The organism is Actinoplanes sp. NPDC023936, assembly GCF_040639325.1.
In the GTDB taxonomy this organism is placed as follows: domain Bacteria; phylum Actinomycetota; class Actinomycetes; order Mycobacteriales; family Micromonosporaceae; genus Actinoplanes.
Window position 1 is genome coordinate 125,084 of record NZ_JBEZZR010000012.1, and the last position, 18,680, is coordinate 143,763.

At 70.2% G+C, this 18,680-nt stretch carries 22 protein-coding genes; 7 read left to right on the forward strand and 15 right to left on the reverse strand.

Features of this window, described 5'->3' with window-relative positions:
- Positions 1–279: 279 nt before the first annotated feature.
- Positions 280–1,281, forward strand: coding sequence for a sigma-70 family RNA polymerase sigma factor (locus AB0F72_RS18330; RefSeq protein WP_014441168.1), 1,002 nt, complete (start codon positions 280–282; stop codon positions 1,279–1,281).
- Between the two features lie 98 nt (positions 1,282–1,379).
- On the opposite strand, the gene AB0F72_RS18335 is transcribed toward AB0F72_RS18330, so the two are convergent.
- The 3 genes from AB0F72_RS18335 to AB0F72_RS18345 all read right to left on the reverse strand — a co-directional run bounded on the left by AB0F72_RS18335 (position 1,380) and on the right by AB0F72_RS18345 (position 3,479).
- A complete protein-coding gene (locus tag AB0F72_RS18335) occupies positions 1,380–2,309 on the reverse strand; it encodes an NlpC/P60 family protein (RefSeq protein WP_360432177.1) in 930 nt (309 codons plus the stop codon).
- A gap of 369 nt (positions 2,310–2,678) precedes the next feature.
- Positions 2,679–3,002 (reverse strand): DUF3817 domain-containing protein, encoded by a 324-nt coding sequence (locus AB0F72_RS18340; RefSeq protein ID WP_360432180.1) that lies wholly within the window; start codon positions 3,000–3,002, stop codon positions 2,679–2,681.
- A gap of 33 nt (positions 3,003–3,035) precedes the next feature.
- A complete protein-coding gene (locus tag AB0F72_RS18345; protein WP_360432183.1) occupies positions 3,036–3,479 on the reverse strand; it encodes a hypothetical protein in 444 nt (147 codons plus the stop codon).
- 87 nt (positions 3,480–3,566) lie between these two features.
- On the opposite strand from AB0F72_RS18345, the gene AB0F72_RS18350 reads away from it, so the two are divergent.
- Both AB0F72_RS18350 and AB0F72_RS18355 read left to right on the forward strand, forming a co-directional pair.
- Positions 3,567–3,818: a DUF6158 family protein gene (locus AB0F72_RS18350; protein ID WP_360432186.1), complete on the forward strand. Its 252-nt coding sequence runs from the start codon at positions 3,567–3,569 to the stop codon at positions 3,816–3,818.
- A gap of 1 nt (position 3,819) precedes the next feature.
- Positions 3,820–4,338, forward strand: a complete 519-nt coding sequence (locus AB0F72_RS18355; protein WP_360432189.1) for a DUF1360 domain-containing protein — start codon at positions 3,820–3,822, stop codon at positions 4,336–4,338.
- Positions 4,339–4,377: 39 nt separating this feature from the next.
- Here AB0F72_RS18355 and AB0F72_RS18360 read toward each other — a convergent pair whose 3' ends face one another.
- Complete coding sequence (locus AB0F72_RS18360) at positions 4,378–4,578, reverse strand: hypothetical protein (protein ID WP_360432192.1); 201 nt, start codon at positions 4,576–4,578, stop codon at positions 4,378–4,380.
- Between the two features lie 408 nt (positions 4,579–4,986).
- Between AB0F72_RS18360 and AB0F72_RS18365 the strand changes: the two genes are divergently transcribed.
- Positions 4,987–5,781: a GAF and ANTAR domain-containing protein gene (locus AB0F72_RS18365; protein WP_360432195.1), complete on the forward strand. Its 795-nt coding sequence runs from the start codon at positions 4,987–4,989 to the stop codon at positions 5,779–5,781.
- A gap of 125 nt (positions 5,782–5,906) precedes the next feature.
- Here the strand turns inward: AB0F72_RS18365 and AB0F72_RS18370 are convergent, their stop codons facing one another.
- From AB0F72_RS18370 to AB0F72_RS18390, 5 genes are all read right to left on the reverse strand, one after another.
- Positions 5,907–6,212 (reverse strand): antibiotic biosynthesis monooxygenase, encoded by a 306-nt coding sequence (locus AB0F72_RS18370; protein ID WP_360432198.1) that lies wholly within the window; start codon positions 6,210–6,212, stop codon positions 5,907–5,909.
- A gap of 9 nt (positions 6,213–6,221) precedes the next feature.
- Positions 6,222–7,907, reverse strand: coding sequence for an MDR family MFS transporter (locus tag AB0F72_RS18375; protein ID WP_360432201.1), 1,686 nt, complete (start codon positions 7,905–7,907; stop codon positions 6,222–6,224).
- Positions 7,904–8,374 (reverse strand): MarR family transcriptional regulator, encoded by a 471-nt coding sequence (locus AB0F72_RS18380; RefSeq protein ID WP_360432204.1) that lies wholly within the window; start codon positions 8,372–8,374, stop codon positions 7,904–7,906. The genes AB0F72_RS18375 and AB0F72_RS18380 overlap by 4 nt, the downstream gene beginning before the upstream one ends.
- Positions 8,375–8,436: 62 nt before the next feature.
- Positions 8,437–9,024, reverse strand: a complete 588-nt coding sequence (locus tag AB0F72_RS18385) for a 50S ribosomal protein L11 methyltransferase (protein ID WP_360432207.1) — start codon at positions 9,022–9,024, stop codon at positions 8,437–8,439.
- A gap of 12 nt (positions 9,025–9,036) precedes the next feature.
- Positions 9,037–9,519, reverse strand: coding sequence for a hypothetical protein (locus AB0F72_RS18390; protein ID WP_360432210.1), 483 nt, complete (start codon positions 9,517–9,519; stop codon positions 9,037–9,039).
- Between the two features lie 227 nt (positions 9,520–9,746).
- Here AB0F72_RS18390 and AB0F72_RS18395 point away from each other — a divergent pair, with 227 nt between their 5' ends.
- Positions 9,747–10,403: a response regulator transcription factor gene (locus AB0F72_RS18395; protein ID WP_360432213.1), complete on the forward strand. Its 657-nt coding sequence runs from the start codon at positions 9,747–9,749 to the stop codon at positions 10,401–10,403.
- A gap of 145 nt (positions 10,404–10,548) precedes the next feature.
- On the opposite strand, the gene AB0F72_RS18400 is transcribed toward AB0F72_RS18395, so the two are convergent.
- Entirely contained in the window at positions 10,549–11,247 is a 699-nt protein-coding gene (locus AB0F72_RS18400) for a hypothetical protein (RefSeq protein WP_360432216.1), read from the reverse strand.
- Positions 11,248–11,269: 22 nt separating this feature from the next.
- Between AB0F72_RS18400 and AB0F72_RS18405 the strand changes: the two genes are divergently transcribed.
- Positions 11,270–12,283 (forward strand): hypothetical protein, encoded by a 1,014-nt coding sequence (locus tag AB0F72_RS18405; RefSeq protein ID WP_360432219.1) that lies wholly within the window; start codon positions 11,270–11,272, stop codon positions 12,281–12,283.
- Between the two features lie 45 nt (positions 12,284–12,328).
- Here AB0F72_RS18405 and serA read toward each other — a convergent pair whose 3' ends face one another.
- The gene (gene serA, locus AB0F72_RS18410) at positions 12,329–13,558 is read right to left on the reverse strand and encodes a phosphoglycerate dehydrogenase (protein ID WP_360432222.1); all 1,230 of its coding nucleotides are present in this window, start codon (positions 13,556–13,558) and stop codon (positions 12,329–12,331) included.
- Between the two features lie 356 nt (positions 13,559–13,914).
- Between serA and AB0F72_RS18415 the strand changes: the two genes are divergently transcribed.
- Positions 13,915–14,829, forward strand: coding sequence for a DMT family transporter (locus AB0F72_RS18415; RefSeq protein ID WP_360432225.1), 915 nt, complete (start codon positions 13,915–13,917; stop codon positions 14,827–14,829).
- Positions 14,830–15,161: 332 nt separating this feature from the next.
- Here AB0F72_RS18415 and AB0F72_RS18420 read toward each other — a convergent pair whose 3' ends face one another.
- The 4 genes from AB0F72_RS18420 to AB0F72_RS18435 are packed head-to-tail and all read right to left on the reverse strand — an operon-like array spanning position 15,162 to position 18,612.
- Positions 15,162–16,343: an ABC transporter permease gene (locus AB0F72_RS18420; protein WP_360432228.1), complete on the reverse strand. Its 1,182-nt coding sequence runs from the start codon at positions 16,341–16,343 to the stop codon at positions 15,162–15,164.
- Positions 16,344–17,006, reverse strand: a complete 663-nt coding sequence (locus AB0F72_RS18425) for an ABC transporter ATP-binding protein (RefSeq protein WP_360432231.1) — start codon at positions 17,004–17,006, stop codon at positions 16,344–16,346.
- Positions 17,003–18,061, reverse strand: coding sequence for a peptidoglycan-binding protein (locus AB0F72_RS18430; RefSeq protein ID WP_360432234.1), 1,059 nt, complete (start codon positions 18,059–18,061; stop codon positions 17,003–17,005). Before AB0F72_RS18430 ends, AB0F72_RS18425 begins: the two co-directional genes overlap by 4 nt.
- Entirely contained in the window at positions 18,058–18,612 is a 555-nt protein-coding gene (locus tag AB0F72_RS18435; protein ID WP_360432236.1) for a hypothetical protein, read from the reverse strand. The genes AB0F72_RS18430 and AB0F72_RS18435 overlap by 4 nt, the downstream gene beginning before the upstream one ends.
- Positions 18,613–18,680: the final 68 nt, after the last annotated feature.

Here is an 18,680-nt window from a genome sequence, read left to right on the forward strand (position 1 = left end):
CGAGCATCGCGCAGCCCAAGGTGATGCCCGTCGCTGTGATCGATGAGAGGCCGATGGTGTTATGAGACGCGCGAGGGGTATCCGGCTGTCTACGAGACGAGCCGCCGGAGAACGCACTCAGCTACCCCGCACTGGGCTCTCAGGTAGCACCCAGGCATTCGTGACACTTTCGATCTGCCGGTCGGAATCAGCGCTGGCAGCAATTTGTTGTTCTGAAGGAATGCAGGCAGCAGGCAGCAACCGCAATGCACGAGCTGCGGACGTTACGGGAGAGGGCTGATGGACGCAGGTAATGCCCGTAACAGGGTTAGTGACGGCAATGAGGGGACCGTGGGCAACGTGGAGAAGAGCACCGTGATGCGTACCGATCAGGTCGCCGAAGAGCGCGACCTCGTCGGAGTCTACCTGCACGAAATCTCCCGGACGCCGCTGTTGGACGCCGAGCGAGAGGTCGAGCTCTCCCGGACGATCGAGGCGGGCCTCTACGCCGAGCACCTGCTCGAGCAGGGCGAGGAGCGGCGCGGCGTGAGCCGGGAGGAGTTGGAGCGGCTCGTCACCGAGGGCCAGCGTGCCAAGGACCTGTTCATCCGCGCGAACCTGCGCCTGGTCGTCTCGATCGCACGACGCTACGTGCGGTCCGGCATGCCGATGCTCGACCTGATCCAGGAGGGCAACACCGGCCTGGTCCGCGCCGTGGAGAAGTTCGACTACGAAAAGGGCTTCAAGTTCTCCACCTACGCCACCTGGTGGGTGCGTCAGGCGATCAGCCGGGCCATCGCCCAGCAGGAGCGCACCGTGCGCCTCCCCGTGCACCTGGTCGAGGACGTCAACCGGATGCGCAACGTCACCCGCCAGCTCGTCCGTGAGCTGGGCGGCGACCCCGAGCCCGAGCAGATCGCTGCGGCGCTCGGCGTGACCGTCGAGCGGGTCAACGAGCTCACCCGCTGGGCGCAGGACACCGTCTCGCTCGACACCCCCGTCGGCGACGACGGCGACACCAACCTCGGCGACCTGGTCGCCGACAGCGACGCGCCGTCCCCCGAGGACATCGTGCTCAGCGCTCTGGAGCGCCAGCGCATCGAGGGCCTGCTGAACCACCTGGACGACCGGTCCGCCGGCATCATGCGGGCGCGTTACGGCCTGGAGGACGGCCGTGAGCACTCGCTGACCGAGGTGGCCTCGCGCTTCTCGCTGAGCCGCGAGCGCATCCGCCAGCTGGAGATCCAGGCGCTCGGCCGGCTGCGCGAGCTGGCCCGCGCCGAGGGCCTGCAGGCCGCCTGACCTTCCTTCCCGCCTACGACGACTCCCCTGGACAATTCCTCCCAGGACAACGAAAAGGCCGGTGCCCCGACGGGGCACCGGCCTTTTTCGCGCGGGTGTTACTTGACCCGGCCGTAGCCGTTGGGGGTCATGATGTTCATCGAGCGGTGGAGCACGTCGCGACCCGCTGAGGGCGCGTCGATGATCTTGCCGCCGCCGACGTATATGGCGACGTGCGCGTTCGAGCGGTAGAAGATCAGGTCGCCCGGCTTCAGTTCGGACTTGCTGATCCGTACCGTGGCGCGGTACTGCGCGGCCGCGTTGTGTGGCAGCGACTTGCCCGCTGACGCCCAGGCCGCCGAGGTGAGGCCGGAGCAGTCGTAGGAGCTCGGACCGTCGTCGCCGAAGCCGTACGGCTTGCCGATGGCGCCGAAGGCGTAGGAGACCGCCTTGCCCGCCGAGCCGGCGATGTTCGGAACCTTGCCGGTGTACGACCCGGTGTCCTCGGTGGCGCTGCCGTACGCGGTCTCCCGCATGTCGTACAGCTTCTCGAGGTCCGACTCGATCTTCTTCTTACGGTCGGCGAGTTCCTTGACCTGAGCGGACTGCTTGGCCTGAGTGGTCTTCAGGGCGGCCTTGCGCTCCGCGAACGTCTGCGTGGTCTCGGTGAACTCGTCGATGTCCTGCTGGTTCTCCCGGGCGATCTGCTCGATGAACGTGAGCCGCTCCAGCAGGTCACCCTGCTGGCCGGAGACCAGCACTGTCACGCCGCCGGTCCGGCCCTGCATGTAGGTGGTGGTCGCGATCGTCTCCACCTTGGCGCTGGCCGCGGCGAGGGCGATCTGGGTCGGCTTCAGCGACTCTTCGAGCTGCTTCACTTCGGCCTTTGTCGCTTTCACGTCGAGCCGCATCTTGTTGTACGACTCGGTGACGTCTTCCAGCTTCTCCTCGGCCGCCTTGATCTTCTTCTTGAGCTCGGCGGCGGACGGGGCCGCGTGGGCGGCGGTGGCTCCCGACAGGGTGATCGCGAACGCGGTCAGTGCGACCACGACTGCCCGGAACCTGGTACGGGGGTGTGGCACTGGTCAGAGGGCCTTTCTTCCGCTGCGCCGCCTACCGGGGTGTCAGCTGACGGCAGTGGGCGGGAAGAAGGCCCAGCCGTCCCCGGTTGGGATCGCGACGGCCGGCGCCGTAGGGGGATGGCGCCGGATGGCCGCGATTGATTCGGCGGCGTTGGCCGGCGCCACCCGAGGGTTTGTGGCTGCGGACCGGACCAACCGCATCAACTTATCGGGGCAAGAAAAGAAATCAAGGCCCGGCCGAGTGATTTACGCCAATAGCCCTAGTTGCGAAGTTAATCCCGATAACGCGCTGTCATTTCATCGCAGCTAAGCGTGAATTCGGCGCGGGGATCCGGACTAATTGCTCAGTGCCGGTTCGGGAGAGACGCCCGGAACCCAGCGCCGCGTCACCTGTCGTTCTGCCCAGAACGAGAAGAACGGAATGGTGCCGGCCAACATGACGATCACCATTCGGCCGAACGGCCACTTCGCCCGGCGCGCCAGGTCGAACGTGAGCACCAGATACACCATGTAGAGGAAGCCGTGCAGCGGGCCGACCATCGCGACCACCGTGTCGTTGTCCGCCAGGTACTTCAGCGGCATGCCGATCAGGACCAGGACGATCAGGAACACACCGACGATCCAGGCGATGGTGCGGTAACGGGTCAGGGCTCCCTGCACGGCTTGTTTCTCCTTGGTGATGGCGCCGGCTTGTCAGCGGGCGGGTCGCTCGGCTGAGGCTTGGCGGGGATAGTCGGCCGGGCGGGCGCCCGGGTGGGCGGCCATCCAGGCCAGATAGTCGTTGTAGGCGGCCAGCTCCGGGTCGTCGGCCTCGGTGACGGCCGGGCGGTTCCCGACGCGCACCGGGCGGCTGAACGTGACCGGGGCGTCCGGCGTGCGAGGCGCGGGTTCCGGGGCCGGGGTGCTCTCCTCGACCGGCTCGCCCGCGGCCCTGCGGCGCGCGAGCTGCACCTCGCGGAACCAGACGAAGACCACGAAGCCGCCGAAGACCGGCCACTGGAACATGTAGCCCCAGCTGATCGAGTTGCCGTCGGCGGCGCGGCTGTACTGCCACCAGCCCAGGCCGAGGCAGCCGGCGGCGAGCACCAGCGCGAGCAGATGAGCGGCCATCCACCTCGGAGTCCACAGCCCTCTCATGCCCCCGAGCGTACCGGCGCGGGTTTGGCAGCCGCAGGGTCGGGCAACCGTGGTCTCGGAGCGAAGCCGAAAGATCGGAGGTACGCGATGACTGATGCGCGATTCGAGGACGGCGCGCCGGTGGTGTTCGAGACCGGGATCGACCCCGCGGGGCTGGCTGACGACGATTTGTTCCGGGAACTCGGCAGCCTGTACCGGACCCGCCTGCAGACGCTGCGGCACGGGCCGGACGCCGCGCTGGAGAACCACTTCAAGCGCACGGCCGAGCTGGAGACCGAGTACATGGCCCGGTACCCGGGGCGTGAGGTCGACCCGAGCCGCCTCACCCAGGACTTCTGACATGGCCCTGCCACGACCCACCCTCACCCGGATCGCCCGGGAGTACGCGCCGCACGAACACCGGCCGCTGGACGGTTACCTGGTGGCGATGGGCGCCTTCGGCACCCTGTCCGCGGCCCTGGTGGCCGCCACCAAGCTGACCGGCCGGCCAGTGCCGGAACGGCCCGCCCTGGCCGATGTCGCGCTGCTGTCGATCGCCACCCACAAGCTCAGCCGGCTGGTCGCCAAGGACGCGGTGACCAGTCCGCTGCGTGCCCCGTTCACCCGATACGCCGAACCGGCCGGCGCCGCGGAGCTCAACGAGGAGGTCCGGGACGAGGGCAGCAGTGTCCGGCACGGCATCGGCGAACTGATCACCTGCCCGTTCTGCCTGGCCGTCTGGGTGGCGACCGGGCTGACCGGCGGACTCGTGCTCGCTCCGCGGTTCACCCGGCTCGCGGCGACGGTTCTCACCGCCACCGCGGTCTCCGACTTCCTGCAGATGGCGTACTCGATCTCCAAGGAGAAGGCCGAGGGCTGACGCCCCCGCACAGGAAGCGCGCCGAGGGCTGACGCCCCCTCACAGGGAGCGCAGGGCCTCGGCCGCCTCGTCCTGGGCGTACTCGCCCTCGGGCAGCGCGTCGATCCGGGTCAGCGCCTCGGCGGGCAGGTCCGCGGCGATCGCCCGGCGCTGCAGGTCGCCGCTGGACAGGCGCTCCTGGGCGTCGTAGGCGGCGTCCAGGAACTCGGTCAGCTCACGGAAGTCGTCAGTCACGGGCACGGACTACCCACGGCGGATCCGGGCAAACACGTGGTAGTGATCCAGGTCACAATCACTGCAGGAATCGGGCGGGACGGCCGACAGTTGATTACGAATGCCGGTGTGCCCAGTGTCCCCGGGCCTCACCCTTTGCCTGCACGGAATACCAGTTCGGCTGGAGCCGTGTTGAGCCGCTCGCCGCGAGGCGACCTGCACACCGGCATTCGCGCCGCCCCTCGGTTCGCCGAGGGGCGGCGTTCTGCTATCTCCGGGATTTTTCGAACTTTTCGGGTTTACTCGATGAGTCAGACTTTTCGCTTCGCCCAGACGAGAAGGTTTATCCGGACGAGAAGGTTTATCCGGGCGAGAGCCCCCGAACGGGGCACCTCCCCGCCCACGATCCTCGATCGACGTGGCAGTATCCCTGGCGTGTCCGCACCGCAACGTCGCGTCCCGGCCGTGCCCTCGGGCGCTCGCTCGCTCCGGCGTACCCTCACCTCCCGCAGGTCCCGACGATCGGCGTCCGCGCTGGTCACGATCGCCGGCGGGCCGCATCCGGTGGAACTCGCCGGGCTTCTGCACGAACTGACCGTCCGGCTCCTCTCGGCGGACACGCTGCCGCGTGCCCTGGACCGCCTCAGCGCTCTCGCGGTGGGCTCGCTGCCGGGCGCGGTGCGTTGCTCGGTCGCGCTGATCGGCGAGGGTGGCCCCCTCATGGAGGCCACGTCCGGCTCGGCGGGGGAGGCCTTCGATCGTCAGCAGTACGAGGGGAGCCTCGGACCGGGTCTCGAAGCAGCCCGGACCCGATCCCTGGTGACCGCCGGTGACCTGTGCAACGACGATCGCTGGCCGCAGTTGCGTGAGGCGGCGGCCGCGAGCGGGGTTCGTGCCGTGGCGGCGGTCCCCCTCGACGTGCGGCGCACCGCTGTCGGGGCGCTCAGCGTCTACCTGGAGAACCCCGGTGAGCCTGCGCCGGAGCTGCTGGTCACCGCGATGGCCCTGGCCGGGCAGGCAGAGGTGCTGCTCGGCGAATTGGTGCGGCGTGCGGCGCTCACCGAGGGCGCCGAGGTCGACCGGGCGGTCGGAGTGATCATCGCGCAGCGCGGGTGCGGGGTGCAGGAGGCGTACGCGGTGCTGCAGGAGAGCGCTCAGCGCCTCGGCCTGGACCGCAGGGTGGTCGCCGAGCGGCTGGTGGCCGCGGCGGCCCGCAAATCCGGCAGCTGACCGCCGGCCGAACCAACCCGCGTGTTGACTTCAGGTGCGGAGCGCGCCCGAAGTCAACACGCGGGTGAGTTTCCTGGTTGCGTGGGGACTTGAGGTGCGGAGCGCGCCCGAAGTCAACACGCGGGTCAGGGCTTCTGGACCTGCTGGACCACCTCGAACTCCAGCAGGCTCGCGCCGGACGCGACCGGGCGGCTGCGCTCGCCGGCGTGTGCCTCCTTGGCGCTGCCGTTCGCCCAGTTCTGGAAGTCCTCCTCGGACTCCCAGCGGGTGTAGACGAAGTACCGGTTGTCGCCGGCCACCGGGCGCAGCAGCTCGAACCCGAGGAAGCCGGGTGAGTTCTCCACGGCGCCGTGCCGGGCCGCGAACCGCTTCTCCAGCTCGGGGCCGGCGCCCTCGGGGACTTCAATCGCGTTGATCTTCACAACAGCCATGAGGTCACGCTACGCGCCCGACACGCGGGCGCTCTGATCACCCGTACCCGGGGAAGTCGCGTGGTTCTCCGCCTGCAGGGCGTCCTCGGCGCGGGCCTGCTGGGCGGAACGCTGCTGGAGCGGCAGCTCCGGCAGGAACAGGACCACCACGAGGCCGATCAGCATGATGCAGAACGCGATCAGGTAGACCACGTGCACGCTGTCCGAGAAGCCCACCTTGAACGGGTGCGCCACCACGTCGGACAGCTTGCTCACGAACGAGGTGTCGCTCAGCGCGTCGCTGCTCTGCGCCTGTGCGAGCAGCGCCTGCTGCGTGGAGTCCGCCGCGGCCTCCTGGAACGCCGGGTCCTTCGCGGCCTCTTGATAAGCGCTGCTGATGTTGCCGGGCAGCAGGTTGAAGAGCACCGACAGGAAGACCGCGGTGCCGAGCGTGCCGCCCATCGAGCGGAAGAACGTCACCGCTCCGGTCGCCACACCGATCTCCCGGGGGGAGACCGCGTTCTGCACCGCCGTGATCATCGGCTGCATGTTGCTGCCCAGGCCGAGGCCCATCAGCACCATGACCAGCATGGTCTGCCAGAGCGGGGTGTCCGCGCCGACCCGGGAGAAGAGGAAGAGCGCGGCCACCATGAGCGTGCTGCCGACGATCGGGAAGATCCGGTAGCGGCCGGTCCGGGAGATCAGCTGGCCGGAGACGATCGAGCCGGACATGATGCCCACCACGAACGGGATCATCTGCAGGCCGGCCATGGTGGCGGTGGAGCCCTTCACGATCTGCAGGTACAGCGGGACGGTCATCAGGCCGCCGAACATCGCCATGCCGAGGATCGTGCTGGACGCGGAGCCGACCGCGACAGTGCGGTTGCCGAAGAGCCGCAGCGGCAGCAGGGCCTCGTCCTTGTACGCCCGCTCGGCCAGCACGAAACCGATGATGCCGAGCACGCCGACCACGTAACAGGCGACCGACCGGCCGGAGCTCCAGCCCCAGTCGCGGCCCTGCTCGGCGACGGTCAGCAGCGGGACCAGGCCGATGATCAGGGTGAGCGCGCCGGGCCAGTCGATCCGGTGGCTGACCCGCTGGTGCGGAAGGTGCAGGACCCTCGCGACGACGGCCATCGCGGCGATGCCGATCGGCACGTTGATGAAGAACACCCAGCGCCAGCCGGCGATCCAGAGGATCTCGTCGGCGCCGGCGAAGAAGCCGCCGAGGATCGGGCCGAGGACGCTCGCGGTGCCGAAGACGGCCAGGAAGAAGCCCTGGTACTTGGCGCGCTCGCGGGGCGGGACGATGTCGCCGATGATCGCCAGCGCGAGCGACATCAGGCCGCCCGCGCCGATGCCCTGGATCGCCCGGTAGCCGGCCAGCTGCCACATGTCGGTGGCGAGGCCGCAGAGGAACGAGCCGACGATGAAGATCCCGATGGCGAAGAGGAAGAACGGGCGCCGGCCGTAGATGTCGGACAGCTTGCCGTACAGCGGCGTGGAGATCGTCGAGGTGATCAGGAACGCCGTGGTGGCCCAGGCCTGCAGGTCGAAGCCGTGCAGGTCGTCAGCGATGGTACGGGTCGCGGTCGCCATGATCGTCTGATCGAGCGCGGCCAGGAACATGCCCATCATCAGGCCGCCCAGGATCGTGAGGATCTGGCGGTGGGTGAATTCCACCGGTTTGGCTGCCGGTGGGCTGGGGTGACTCACGGATTCTCCCGTGGGGACGCGGTGGGATCGAGCCGTAGATGCGCCTCGATCAGGTTGTTGAACTCCTCGAACATGTCGGTGAAGACGGCGACGCGGTCGGCCGGCCACCCGTCCAGCGCCTGGCCGAGCAGGGCCACCCGGGCCTCTCGGAGGCGGTCGCAGGCGGCCTCGCCGGCCTCGGTGACCGCGAGCCGTGAGGCCCGGCCGTCCAGCGGGTCGGCCTCACGGCGAGCCAGGCCGGCTTTCACCAGCTGCGCGACCTGGCGGCTGATCGTCGACGGGTCGGCCTGCTTGATCTCGGCGAGGTCGGTGACCCGCATCGGGCCCTGGGCCCGCAACGGAAGCAGCAGCATCAACGCGGAGAACTCCGCACCGAGATCTCCGACCTTGAGCATGCCCCGGAAACGGGCGCCGGATCGGACGAACCGGGCGATCTCGTCGGCCAGCCGAGCCGTGTCCTGTTCCACCGTCGTGTCGTCTTCCTCGAGGTTTGCTTGCAGCCTACAAGTGCTTGCGCGATGAACGCATTTCATTTGAGGCGCCAGACGCCGGTCACCAGGGACTCGGTCTCCTCCAGCGCCGCGGGCACCGGAACGGTGTACTCGGTGACCAGCTCGAAGAGGCGTTCCGGGAAGTACCCGCGCCCCGGGTCGCCAACCAGAACCGTGGCGCCCGCCCTACCGGCTGCCCGCAGGAACGACGTCATCTGCGGGGCGACAGCGGGGCTGTAGAAGACGTCACCGGCCAGGACCAGCTGCGGCTCGGGCTCGTCGCCGGTGACTGTCACGCCGTTGGCGGCGGCGTTGCGCCGCGCGGCGGCCACGGCGGCCGGGTCGATGTCGCTGACGGCCACCGACGCGGCGCCGCACAGCGCGGCCGCTATCCCGGCCACCCCGGAGCCGGTGGCGACGTCCAGGACGCGCTTGCCGGCCGCCTCGGCGGGGTGATCGAGCAGGTAGCGGGCCAGGGACTGGCCGCCAGCCCAGACGAACGCCCAGAACGGCAGCGGCTGGTCGCTGTGGAACTCGCCGCCGAACAGGCGCTGATCGCGGCCGGCCAGGTGCAGGCGGATCTCCGGGGCGAGTGGTACGGGTCGTAGTTCGGTGGTGGGGAGCACCCCCGGAGTTTGTCAGCTCCGGATCGGCTGAACGCTCATGATCAGCTTGGCGCGGTACTCGGCGCGGGCCTCGGCTGCCCACGGCGTGTCGACGTCCTCGAGCAGGGGACGGGTCGCCAGGTGCGCCGCGGCGGTCAGCGGACGGGCGGCACGCTCGGCGGTCCGGCCGGCGGCGGCCGCGATCAGCTCGTCGAACGTCGCGACGTCGACGCGGACCCGGTCCGGCGCCAGGGACAGCCGGTTGCGGCGAACGGTGATCACCGAGTCGCGGGTGCGCACACCGGGCTCCAGGCGGTCGCGCAACACGGCGAGGTCGTCCCGGACCGTGGTGGCCGGCACGGCCAGCAGGTCCGACAACTCCACAAGCGACCGCTCACCACGCAGCGCCAGCAGCGCGAGAAGGTGCCGGGCGCGCACGCCGCCGAAATCGGCCCCGGCGAGGCGGATGCCCCGCGTGCGGACCTCGAGGCGGCCGAAGAGCTGGATGTCGAACATGATCACAAACTGTGCGCCGGGGGACCGGGACGGACAAGGCCCCAAAGCGAGGGGGAGACTCGGCCGAAAGACTGGTTATCGCGTCCAGTCGGTGGCAACCCGGCGTCGGGTGTACCGGCTGTGTCAGGCTCGGTGCCGCAACGCCCGTCTGTTGGTAGGGCGGGCATCGAGTCGGGTACTCCTTAGACTGCGCGGAGCCCGCACGGGTGGATAGAGGAAGGTGGCGCATGGACAACGGCGAGACGATTCGGGTCCTCGTCGTCGACGGTCACCAGACCTTCGCGGAGCTGCTCGGGCACGCTCTGGCAGGTCAGGGCGACCTCCAGTGGGTGGGGCACGCACGGACCGGGCAGGAGGCGCTGAACCTCGCCGCGGAACTGACGCCGGACGTGATCCTGCTCGACCCGGAACTGTCCGATGCCGACGGCATCGCGATCGCCGAGCTGATCCGGGTCCGCCAGCCGGACTCGCGTGTGGTGATCCTCACGGCCAGCGAGGAACAGGCCCTCGTGCACCGGGCGACAGCCGCCGGATTCGCCGGCTTCCTCTCCAAGAACGGTGCGCTCGGTGACGTGTTGAACGCGCTGCGCACCGCGCACGGCGGCGGAATGACCGTCTCCACCGACATCCTGGCCCGTCTGCTGCGCAGCACCTCGCCGGTGACAGTGCCCCGGGGCAGCGGGCTGACCGCCCGCGAGGACGAGGTGTTGCAGCTGATGGCGGCCGGTTTGGACGCCCGCGCGGTGGCGCGGCGGCTGGGGATCAGCGTGCACACCTGCCGGGGATATCAGAAGGCCGTGCTCGCCAAACTGGGCGCGCACAGCCAGCTCGAGGCGGTGGCGATCGCCACTCGGCGCGGGCTCGTCCGACCTGACCCGCGGTAAACCGTCTCGTCACTCATCCGCGAAGCGATTCCTTCCGTACTCCATTCGGGGGCCTTACCCGAGAGGCGTTGCAGGGAGGAACCGCAGTGGACCGTACCGCTGTCGGCACGTCGTCCGAGACGGGCGTGACCGACACCGATCTGCCTCAGCGTCGTCCGGGGGCGACGATGCCGGAGGCCAAGCAGTCCGAAGCACCAGCCGGGGGTTGGTTCGGCGCGGGGGCGTCGGGGTCAGCAGGCTCCGCGCCCGTTGTGGCGGATGACGAATCGTTCCTTCCCAAGCCGTTCGTGCCGGCGAAGAAAGCCGCCGAGTCTCCGGGCCTGCCCACCCGGACCTCGGCCCGGTCCGCAACGCGCACGACGATTCCGCCGCGGCATCCGATCAGCCCGGCCGCGCCGTCCAGCTCCGGGACGGCGGCGTTCGGTTCCGGGACGGCGGCGTTCGGTTCCGGGACGGCGGCGTCCTCGGGGTTCTCCGCAACGCCGGCATCCGCCGCCCCGGGAAGCCCGGCTTCTTCCGCCTCAAGCCGGGCGTCCTTCGCTTCAAGCCCGGCTTCTTCCGTTTCGAGCCCGGCCTCGATGGGCTCGGCCGGGCGGGCCTCGTTCGGGTTCGGTGATGGGCCGATCGGCGGCAGCCGCCGGACCGGTGGGGCCGACCTGCCGGATGCCGGGTCGTCCGGAGCGCTTCCGGTCGTCCGTAAGGGAGCGTCCTCGGCCGGGAACACCCAGGTTCCCTGGTCTCCGGCGCCCGCCGCCGGGCAGGGGGCCGGTTCGGCGGAAACGCTTGGCCCGCCCGCCGAGCCCTGGGCGAGCGGCAGCTCCTGGGCGCCGATCTCCTTCGACACCGGCGACCGTTCACCCTCCTCGGTGGACGCGGCCGAACAGCCGCCGTCCTGGCCGGCCGGCGACTCCCGCCAGCCGGCCCATAACGAGCCGGCGGGCCGCAACGAGCCGGCGGGCCGCAACGAGCCGGCGGGCCGCAACGAGCCGGCGGGCCGTAAGGAACCGACGGGCTGGAACGAGCCCGGGGTCTGGAACGAGCCGGTGGTGTGGGGCGAGTTCGCCCCGGCCAACGCCGGATCGGCGGCCACCGGACAGAGCACAGCGGTACGGGAACGGCCCCGGCAGTCCCGCATGGTGACGTTCGGGATGATCGTGCTCGGCGTGGTGGCGCTGGCGGCGATCACGCTCACCGGGATCATCTACTACTCCGGTCCGGACTCGCGGATCCCCGAGATGCTCCAGCTCGGGACCGGCGGCGCCGGCGGCAACGACCAGGCGGTCAGCGCGCCGCTGGACGGGCGGACCATCGGGTCGTTCGAGCTGCTGGCGGCGACCGACCGGGTGCGGCTGCGGATCGCGGACCTGGGTGCCGACCTGTACCGGATCAGCGCGGCCGGCGACTCCGGCATCTACCCCAATCCGGAGTTACGCGACGACGCGGTACGCCTCGACCTGTCCCGGGACGGTGCCAACGCCGGCGGGGAGATCGAGGTGCTGCTCTCCGCGGAGGTGCGGTGGACGCTGCGCTTCTCCGGGTACGCCGCCGAGCGGTTCCTGGACCTGAGCGAGGGCCGGGTCAGCAGGATCGAGGTGGTGGGCGGGACACGCCGGGCCGAGGTGACTCTCGCGAAGGCGTCCGGGACCGTACCCATGAAGATCACCGGTGGGATGGAGGAGCTGCTTCTGCGTGCTCCGGTGACCAGTCCGGTGCGGGTCAAGGTGGGTGGTGGAGCGGCCACGGTGACGGCCGGGACCCGTACCCTCAAGGATGTCGCACCCGGGTCGACGCTGACGCCGAAGGACTGGCAGAACGCCGACCGCTACGACGTCGACGCGGTGGCGCCGATCACGCTGCTGACGGTCGAGAACGCGAGATGAGCGAAGCGCCGCCCTCGCACACGAGGGCGGCGCTTCCCGGCAGGATCAGGACAGGACGCGCAGGCGAACCGTCTGCTCCATGGCGCGGAGCTGGTCGAGCACGTCGTCGCTGTAACCGGCGGCGATGTCGGTGATCAGGTAGCCGTACTCGCCACGGGTGCTGAGCAGCTGGCCCTCGACGTTGACGTTGTGCTCGGCCATTATCCGGTTGACCTGGGCGAGCACGCCCGGCGTGTTGAGGTGGACGTGCACGATGCGGTGCAGTCCGGGGTTCTCCGGCAGGGCGACGCCGGGCAGGTTCACGCTGAGCGTGGTGTTGCCCTCGGTCACGAATTTCGCCAGCTTGTTCGCCACGAAACCGCCGATGTCGGACTGCGCCTCCTCGGTGGAGCCACCGATGTGCGGCGTGAGGATCACGTTCGGCAGGCCGCGCAGCTCGGAGACGAACTCGTCACCGCGGCCCTTCGGCTCCTTCGGGAACACGTCGACCGCGGCGCCGGCCAGGTGGCCGCTCTTCAGCGCGTCGCGCAGGGCCACGTGGTCGACCACGATGCCGCGGGACAGGTTGAGGAAGAGGCTGCCGGGGCGCATCTTCGCGAACTGCTCGGCGCCGAAGAAGCCGGCGTTGCCGGGGCGGCCGTCCACGTGCATGGTGACGACGTCGCTGGTCTCCAGCAGCTCGTCCAGGCTGGCGCAGCGGTGGGCGTTGCTCAAGGCCAGCTTGTCGGCGGTGTCGTAGAAGGAGACCGACATGCCGAGGTTCTCGGCGAGCACCGACAGCTGGGTGCCGATGTTGCCGTAACCGATGATGCCGAGACGGCGGCCGCGGATCTCGTGCGAGCCGTCCGCCGACTTGTCCCACACGCCGTTGTGCATCAGCGAGTTCTTCTCGGTGAGCCGGCGGGTCAGCGCGATGATCTCGGCGATTGCGAGCTCGACGACCGAGCGGGTGTTGGAGAACGGCGCGTTGAAGACGGCCACACCGGTGGAGGTCGCGCTGGTCAGGTTGATCTGGTCGGTCCCGATGCAGAACGCACCGATCGCCACGAGCTGGTCGGCGGCCGCCAGGACCTTCTCGGTGACCTGGGTCTTGGATCGGATACCGAGCAGGTGCACGCCCGGAATGCGCTCGATCAGCTCGGACTCGTCGAGAGCGTTACGGAGGGACTCGACCTGGAAGCCGTCCTCCTCGAGCCGGGAAACCGCGTCGGGGTGGATGCTTTCCAGAAGCAGGACTCGCACCTTGGCCTGGTCGATCATCATCTTCCGTTCCATGTTTCGGTGGGCTGCCCGGGCCGCCACGCCGAAGCCCAGTTCACAGCGGTCAAGCCTAGTCCTGGCGGTGTGGCGGTCCCGAACGGTGTGCTGGAGGTCCCACCTGCCGGTCAATGCGGTAACTGTTACGAGCCGCCGGCGGGTGTGGTTCAGGCGGGTTTTGTGATGTTGCGTTGCGGCCACGTCCGGCCGGGAAGATCCGCCCAGCCGATGCGCATGCCTTTCGCCGCCACCATGCGGCGATGCTGGCAGGTTGCCGACAGTCGCGAAACACAATTACGAATGGGCGTTTTGACGGTAATGCTGCGCTCCGCGCTCGGTATGTTCGATGGAACGGCTTTCGAGAGGCGGGTGCGATGGGGTCGCTGGGGTGGGCCGTCGGGCTCTCCCTGCTCTCTGCCGCCAGTTACGCGACGGCCGCCGTCGCACAGGAGCGTCTCGCCGAGCACGGCCATCGAGGGTTGTCCCGCTGGGCCGTCGCGCTGCTGCTCACCGGCGCCGGAGTCGTGCTGCACGTGATCGCGCTCAACTTCGGGACGGTCGCCGTGGTGCAGGCGCTCGGCACGCTGACCCTGCTCTTCGCGCTGCCGATCCAGAAGATGCGGTACCGGACGCCGATCAGCCGGGCCGCCTGGATGGACGCCGGGCTGACCGTTGTCGGACTCGCGCTGATCTTGTCGCTCTCCGTGGAGGATCCCCGGCCGGCCCTGCTCGGCGAGGGGAGCGTGCGCGGCCTCGCCGTGATCACCGCAGGGGTGGTGTTCGCCTGCTCGCTGGCTGCCTTCTGGGCCGGGCCACGGGTGCGGGCGATGCTGCTGGCCGCCGCCTCGGGGGTGGCGTTCGGCATCGCGTCGGTGCAGTCCAAGGCGGTGCTGGCGTCGTTCACCACCGGTGGCGCGACGGCGGTGTCCGGGCTGGCGGTCGGGATGGTGCTGGCGTTCTCGATCAGCGGTTACCTGATCGGGCAGTTGTCGTACCGGGGTGCCGGGCTGGCTGTTCCCCTCGCGACGGTGAGCGTGACGAACCCGCTGGTCGCGGCGCTGGCAGGGGTCGTGCTGTTCGGCGAACGGGTGCGGTTCGGCGCGGTCGGGCTGGTCGCCGCGGGGGTGGCGGCGGTGGTCATGACGTGGGGAGTCGTCGGGCTGGCCCGGCACACCACGGGCGGTTCGGGGCAGCGGGGATCCGGGTCCGATGCCGCGGCGCCGGAGGGTGAAGGTGGGATCGAAACCGGTCAGGGGGTGGATCCTGGGCCGGCGGTTCAGCGTGGGTGAGGGCACACGCATCGTCAGGCACGGCGGTCCAGCGTGGGTGAGAGCACACGCATCGTCATCGTGAACCCTCACCCACGCCGGGGCAGCGGTGGAAGCACACGCAGCGGTTCGGTGAGTCCTCGTCTCGGCCGGCGCGGCCTTCGGTGTGCCGCCATCGCGGCTGGCGCGGTCTGCGGTGTGCTGCCATCTCGGTCGGTGCGGTCGGTGCGGTCGGTGCGGTCGGTGCGGTCGGTGCGGTCGGTGCGGTCGGTGCGGTCGGTGCGGTCGGTGCGGTTGCTGCGGTCGGAGCGGCCGAGGCGGTCCGGGCGGCCGTTCGGTGGGGCGCCGGCTGGTCAGGCCGTGGCCAGCGCCTCGGTCGGCGCCAGCCGGGCGGCTCGGATCGCCGGGTAGAGGCCCGCCGCCGCGCCGATCACCACTGTCGCGCCCAGGCCGCCCACGATCGCCCAGAGCGGCACCACCACCGGCCACCCCCGGGTGCCGGCGTAGAGCAGCGTGACAGCGAAGCCGCCGAGCACCCCGGCCGCGCCGCCAAGCAGCGACAGCAGCAGCGACTCGGCGACGAACTGGGTGCGGATCTGGCCCCGGGTGGCGCCGAGCGAACGGCGAAGACCGATCTCGGCACGGCGTTCCAGGACCGAGATGACCATGGTGTTGGCGACGCCGATGCCGCCGACGAGCAGGGCCACCGCGCCGAGGCCGAGCAGCAGCGCGTTGAACGCCCGGGTGGCGGCCCGCTGCGCGAGCAGCGCGTCGGACGGGTTGGAGACGTCGACCTCGTCGGGGCTGGCCGGGTTCGCGGTGGCGGCCAGCACGGCACGGACCGCCTCCACCCTCTCTTTCGCCGCACGGGTGTAGACGGTGGTGGCGTGCCCGTCGAAGTCCAGGTAGGACTCGGCGGCGGCCCAGCCGATCAGGACGGCGCTGTCGAGCTCCGACGCGAGCGGCACGTTCTTCAGCACGCCGACCACCGGATAACGGCGTCCGTCGATGTAAACGGCCGGCACCTCGCCGAGCCGCTGTGCCGCGGTGGCGCCGAGCACCACGGCCGGGTACCGGGCGGTGGCCGCGTTCAGCCAGCTGCCGCCGGCCAGCTCCGCACCGACCGTCTCCAGCAGGTCGAGTTGCGCGGCCAGCAGTGCCAGGCCGCTGGTTTCGCCCTCCGGGATCCGGTCGGAGCGGTAGACCGGGGTGTCATCGACCAGGCCGGTCGCGGTCGCCGAGCTCACCGGGCCGATCCGCTCGATCATCGGAAGCGCCTCGTCCGGCAGGCTCGCCTCGTCGCCGAACATGGTCTGGCCCGGTGAGACCCGCAACATGTTGGTGCCGAGGGCGTCGAGCTGACGGTCCAGTTCGGCGCCACTGGACGAGGAGATGCCCACCACGGCGATCATCGCGGCGATGCCGATCGCGATGCCCAGTGCCGAGAGCACCGCGCGCAGGGGGCGGGCGCGTAGGCCGTACCCACCAAGCCTCAGCAGGTCGGAAGCGCCGATAGGCGCTGGCCGCAGCGTCACCTAGACCACCTGCCCGTCGCGCATCGGCACCTGCCGGGGAAGCGAGGCGGCTATCTCGTGATCGTGCGTGATCACCAGAACCGTGGTTCCTGCCGCGTTCAGCTCCCGCAGCAGATCGACCACCCCGGCGCCGGCGTGCGAGTCCAGGTTGCCGGTGGGTTCGTCGGCGAGCAGCACCGCCGGGTCACCCGCCACCGCCCTCGCCACCGCGACACGCTGCCGTTCCCCGCCGGAGAGCTGATCCGGCCGATGCCGCAGCCGATCACCGAGACCCACCCTGACGAGGGCGGCCTCCGCGCGCCGCTCACGCTCCTTCCTGGGTACGCCCATGTAGAGCAACCCGTCAGCCACGTTGGCGATCGCGTCCCGGCCCGGAGCGAGGTGGAAGGACTGGAACACGAAGCCGATCCGTCGTGCCCGCAACGCCGACAGCTGCCGGTCGGAGAGCCGGGACACGTCGTGACCGTCGATCCGCACGGTCCCGGCCGAGGGCCGGTCCAGCGTGCCGATCAGGTGCAGCATCGTGGACTTGCCGGACCCGGACGGGCCGACGATCGCGATCAGCTCGCCGTGGCCGACGGTCAGGTCGACGTCGCGCAGCGCCGTGACGCCGCCGGCGTACCTCTTGGTGACGGCCGAGAGTTGGATCACCGGTTCGCTCATTCCGGCACACCCACCTTCATCCCCTCGGTGAGGCCGCCCCCGCTGACCTCGACCCGGCCGTTCGCGAACAGCCCGGTCTCGACTGCCACGATCCGGGTGGCGCCGCCGTCGACGACCTCCAGGCCGTACCCGCCCTCGGCGAGCGCGAGCAGCGCGTTCACCGGGACGGTCAGCACGTTCTCCCGCTGGGAGGAGGTGAACCCGACGGTCACGCCGGCGCCGTCGAGGCCGTCCACCGGCTTGTCGAAGGTGATCGTCAGGGTGAGGACCGTGGTGTCCTCCTCGGCCGGGTTCTCCGCGGTCTCGATCGTGCTCTCGACGTCGGCGACCCGGCCGGGCGCCACCTTGCCGTCGGGGAGGGTGACGTCGACCTTCGCGCCCTTCTTGGCGAGCCGCTGATCGGCGACCTCCAGGTCGACGGTGACGACCCGGCGCACCCCGGAGATTTTCAGGATCTCGGTGCCGGGCTGGGCCGTGTCGCCGGGTGCGGCGGTGCCGGACTCGACCCGTACCGCGGAGGGTTGGAAAATGACCCGGCCGAGCGGGACCGTGCCGGTCTCGGAGATGCCGAGGTCGTCCTGCCATTCCTCGACCGCGTCGGCGGTCGCCGAGGTGTACTCGTCGTCCACGGTGAACCCCCGGTAGCCGAGCGCCCGGAGGTTCTTCTCGAACTGCTTCACGTCGGCGCCCTCGACGCCGGGCGAGAGATCCCGGTACGCGGGCAGGCTGCCGTAGAGCAGCACGACCGGATCGTTGTCGAGGCTGTACAGCGGCTCGCCCCGTTTCACCGTGGCGCCGTTGCCGGGAATCGACGTGACAGTCCCGGCGAGTTTCGTGGTCAGCGCGGCCGGGTCGCCGAATCCCAGTTCGCCGTCGTGCTCCTCGGTGTCGACGAGCGTCTCCTCGCGTACGTCCGCGGTGGCCGCCGGCATGTCGCTCTCCGGCTGCGCCCCGGCCTCGCCCCCGGGCAGCCCGGCCACGAAGACCGCCGCCGCTGCCGCTCCCGCCGTCAGCACCGCGGCCACCGCCGCGGTGGTCCGTCCCCGCCGGCTCATGCGCCGCTCTTCTTCTCGGTACGCCCCTTCGGCAGGTACTGCGAGCAGAGCTCCTCCGCCTTGTCGAACGCCGGATCACCGGGACCCGTGCCGAGCTTGTCGCCGTTGATCGAGATCGAGCCGTCCGGTTTCGGGTCGGGGAAGTTCGGCACCCCGTTCTCCCGCATGCACTTGGACATCTGCCGGGCCTTCTCCAGGTCCTCGGCGCTCATCCGCGGTTTCTCCCCGGCGTCCGGCGCCCACCGGCGGCAGGCCTCCTCGGCCTTCTTCAGGTCTTCCTGGTTCACGTTCGACGGCACCCGGACGGCCATCCGCCCGGAGGTGTCCGGGTCCGGGAACCAGGTCATCCCGTTCTCGCGCATGCACTGCGAGTACTTGAGGGGTGAGTCCGGGTCGATGCTCACGGACGGGCTCGGTGTGGTCGGCGCGTCCGGGGCGGCGCTCTGCGCGGTCGCCACATCCGGGCTGCTCGTGGCCGGGCCTGCGCATCCGGTCGCCAGAGCGGCGAACAGCGCCCCCGCGGCCAGGGCTCTCAACGGTATAGGTCTCATGACAGGCAGTGAAGCGACGGACGGGTTTCCCGGGCGTCACGAAAAACGATGACGGCGAATTGACGCGC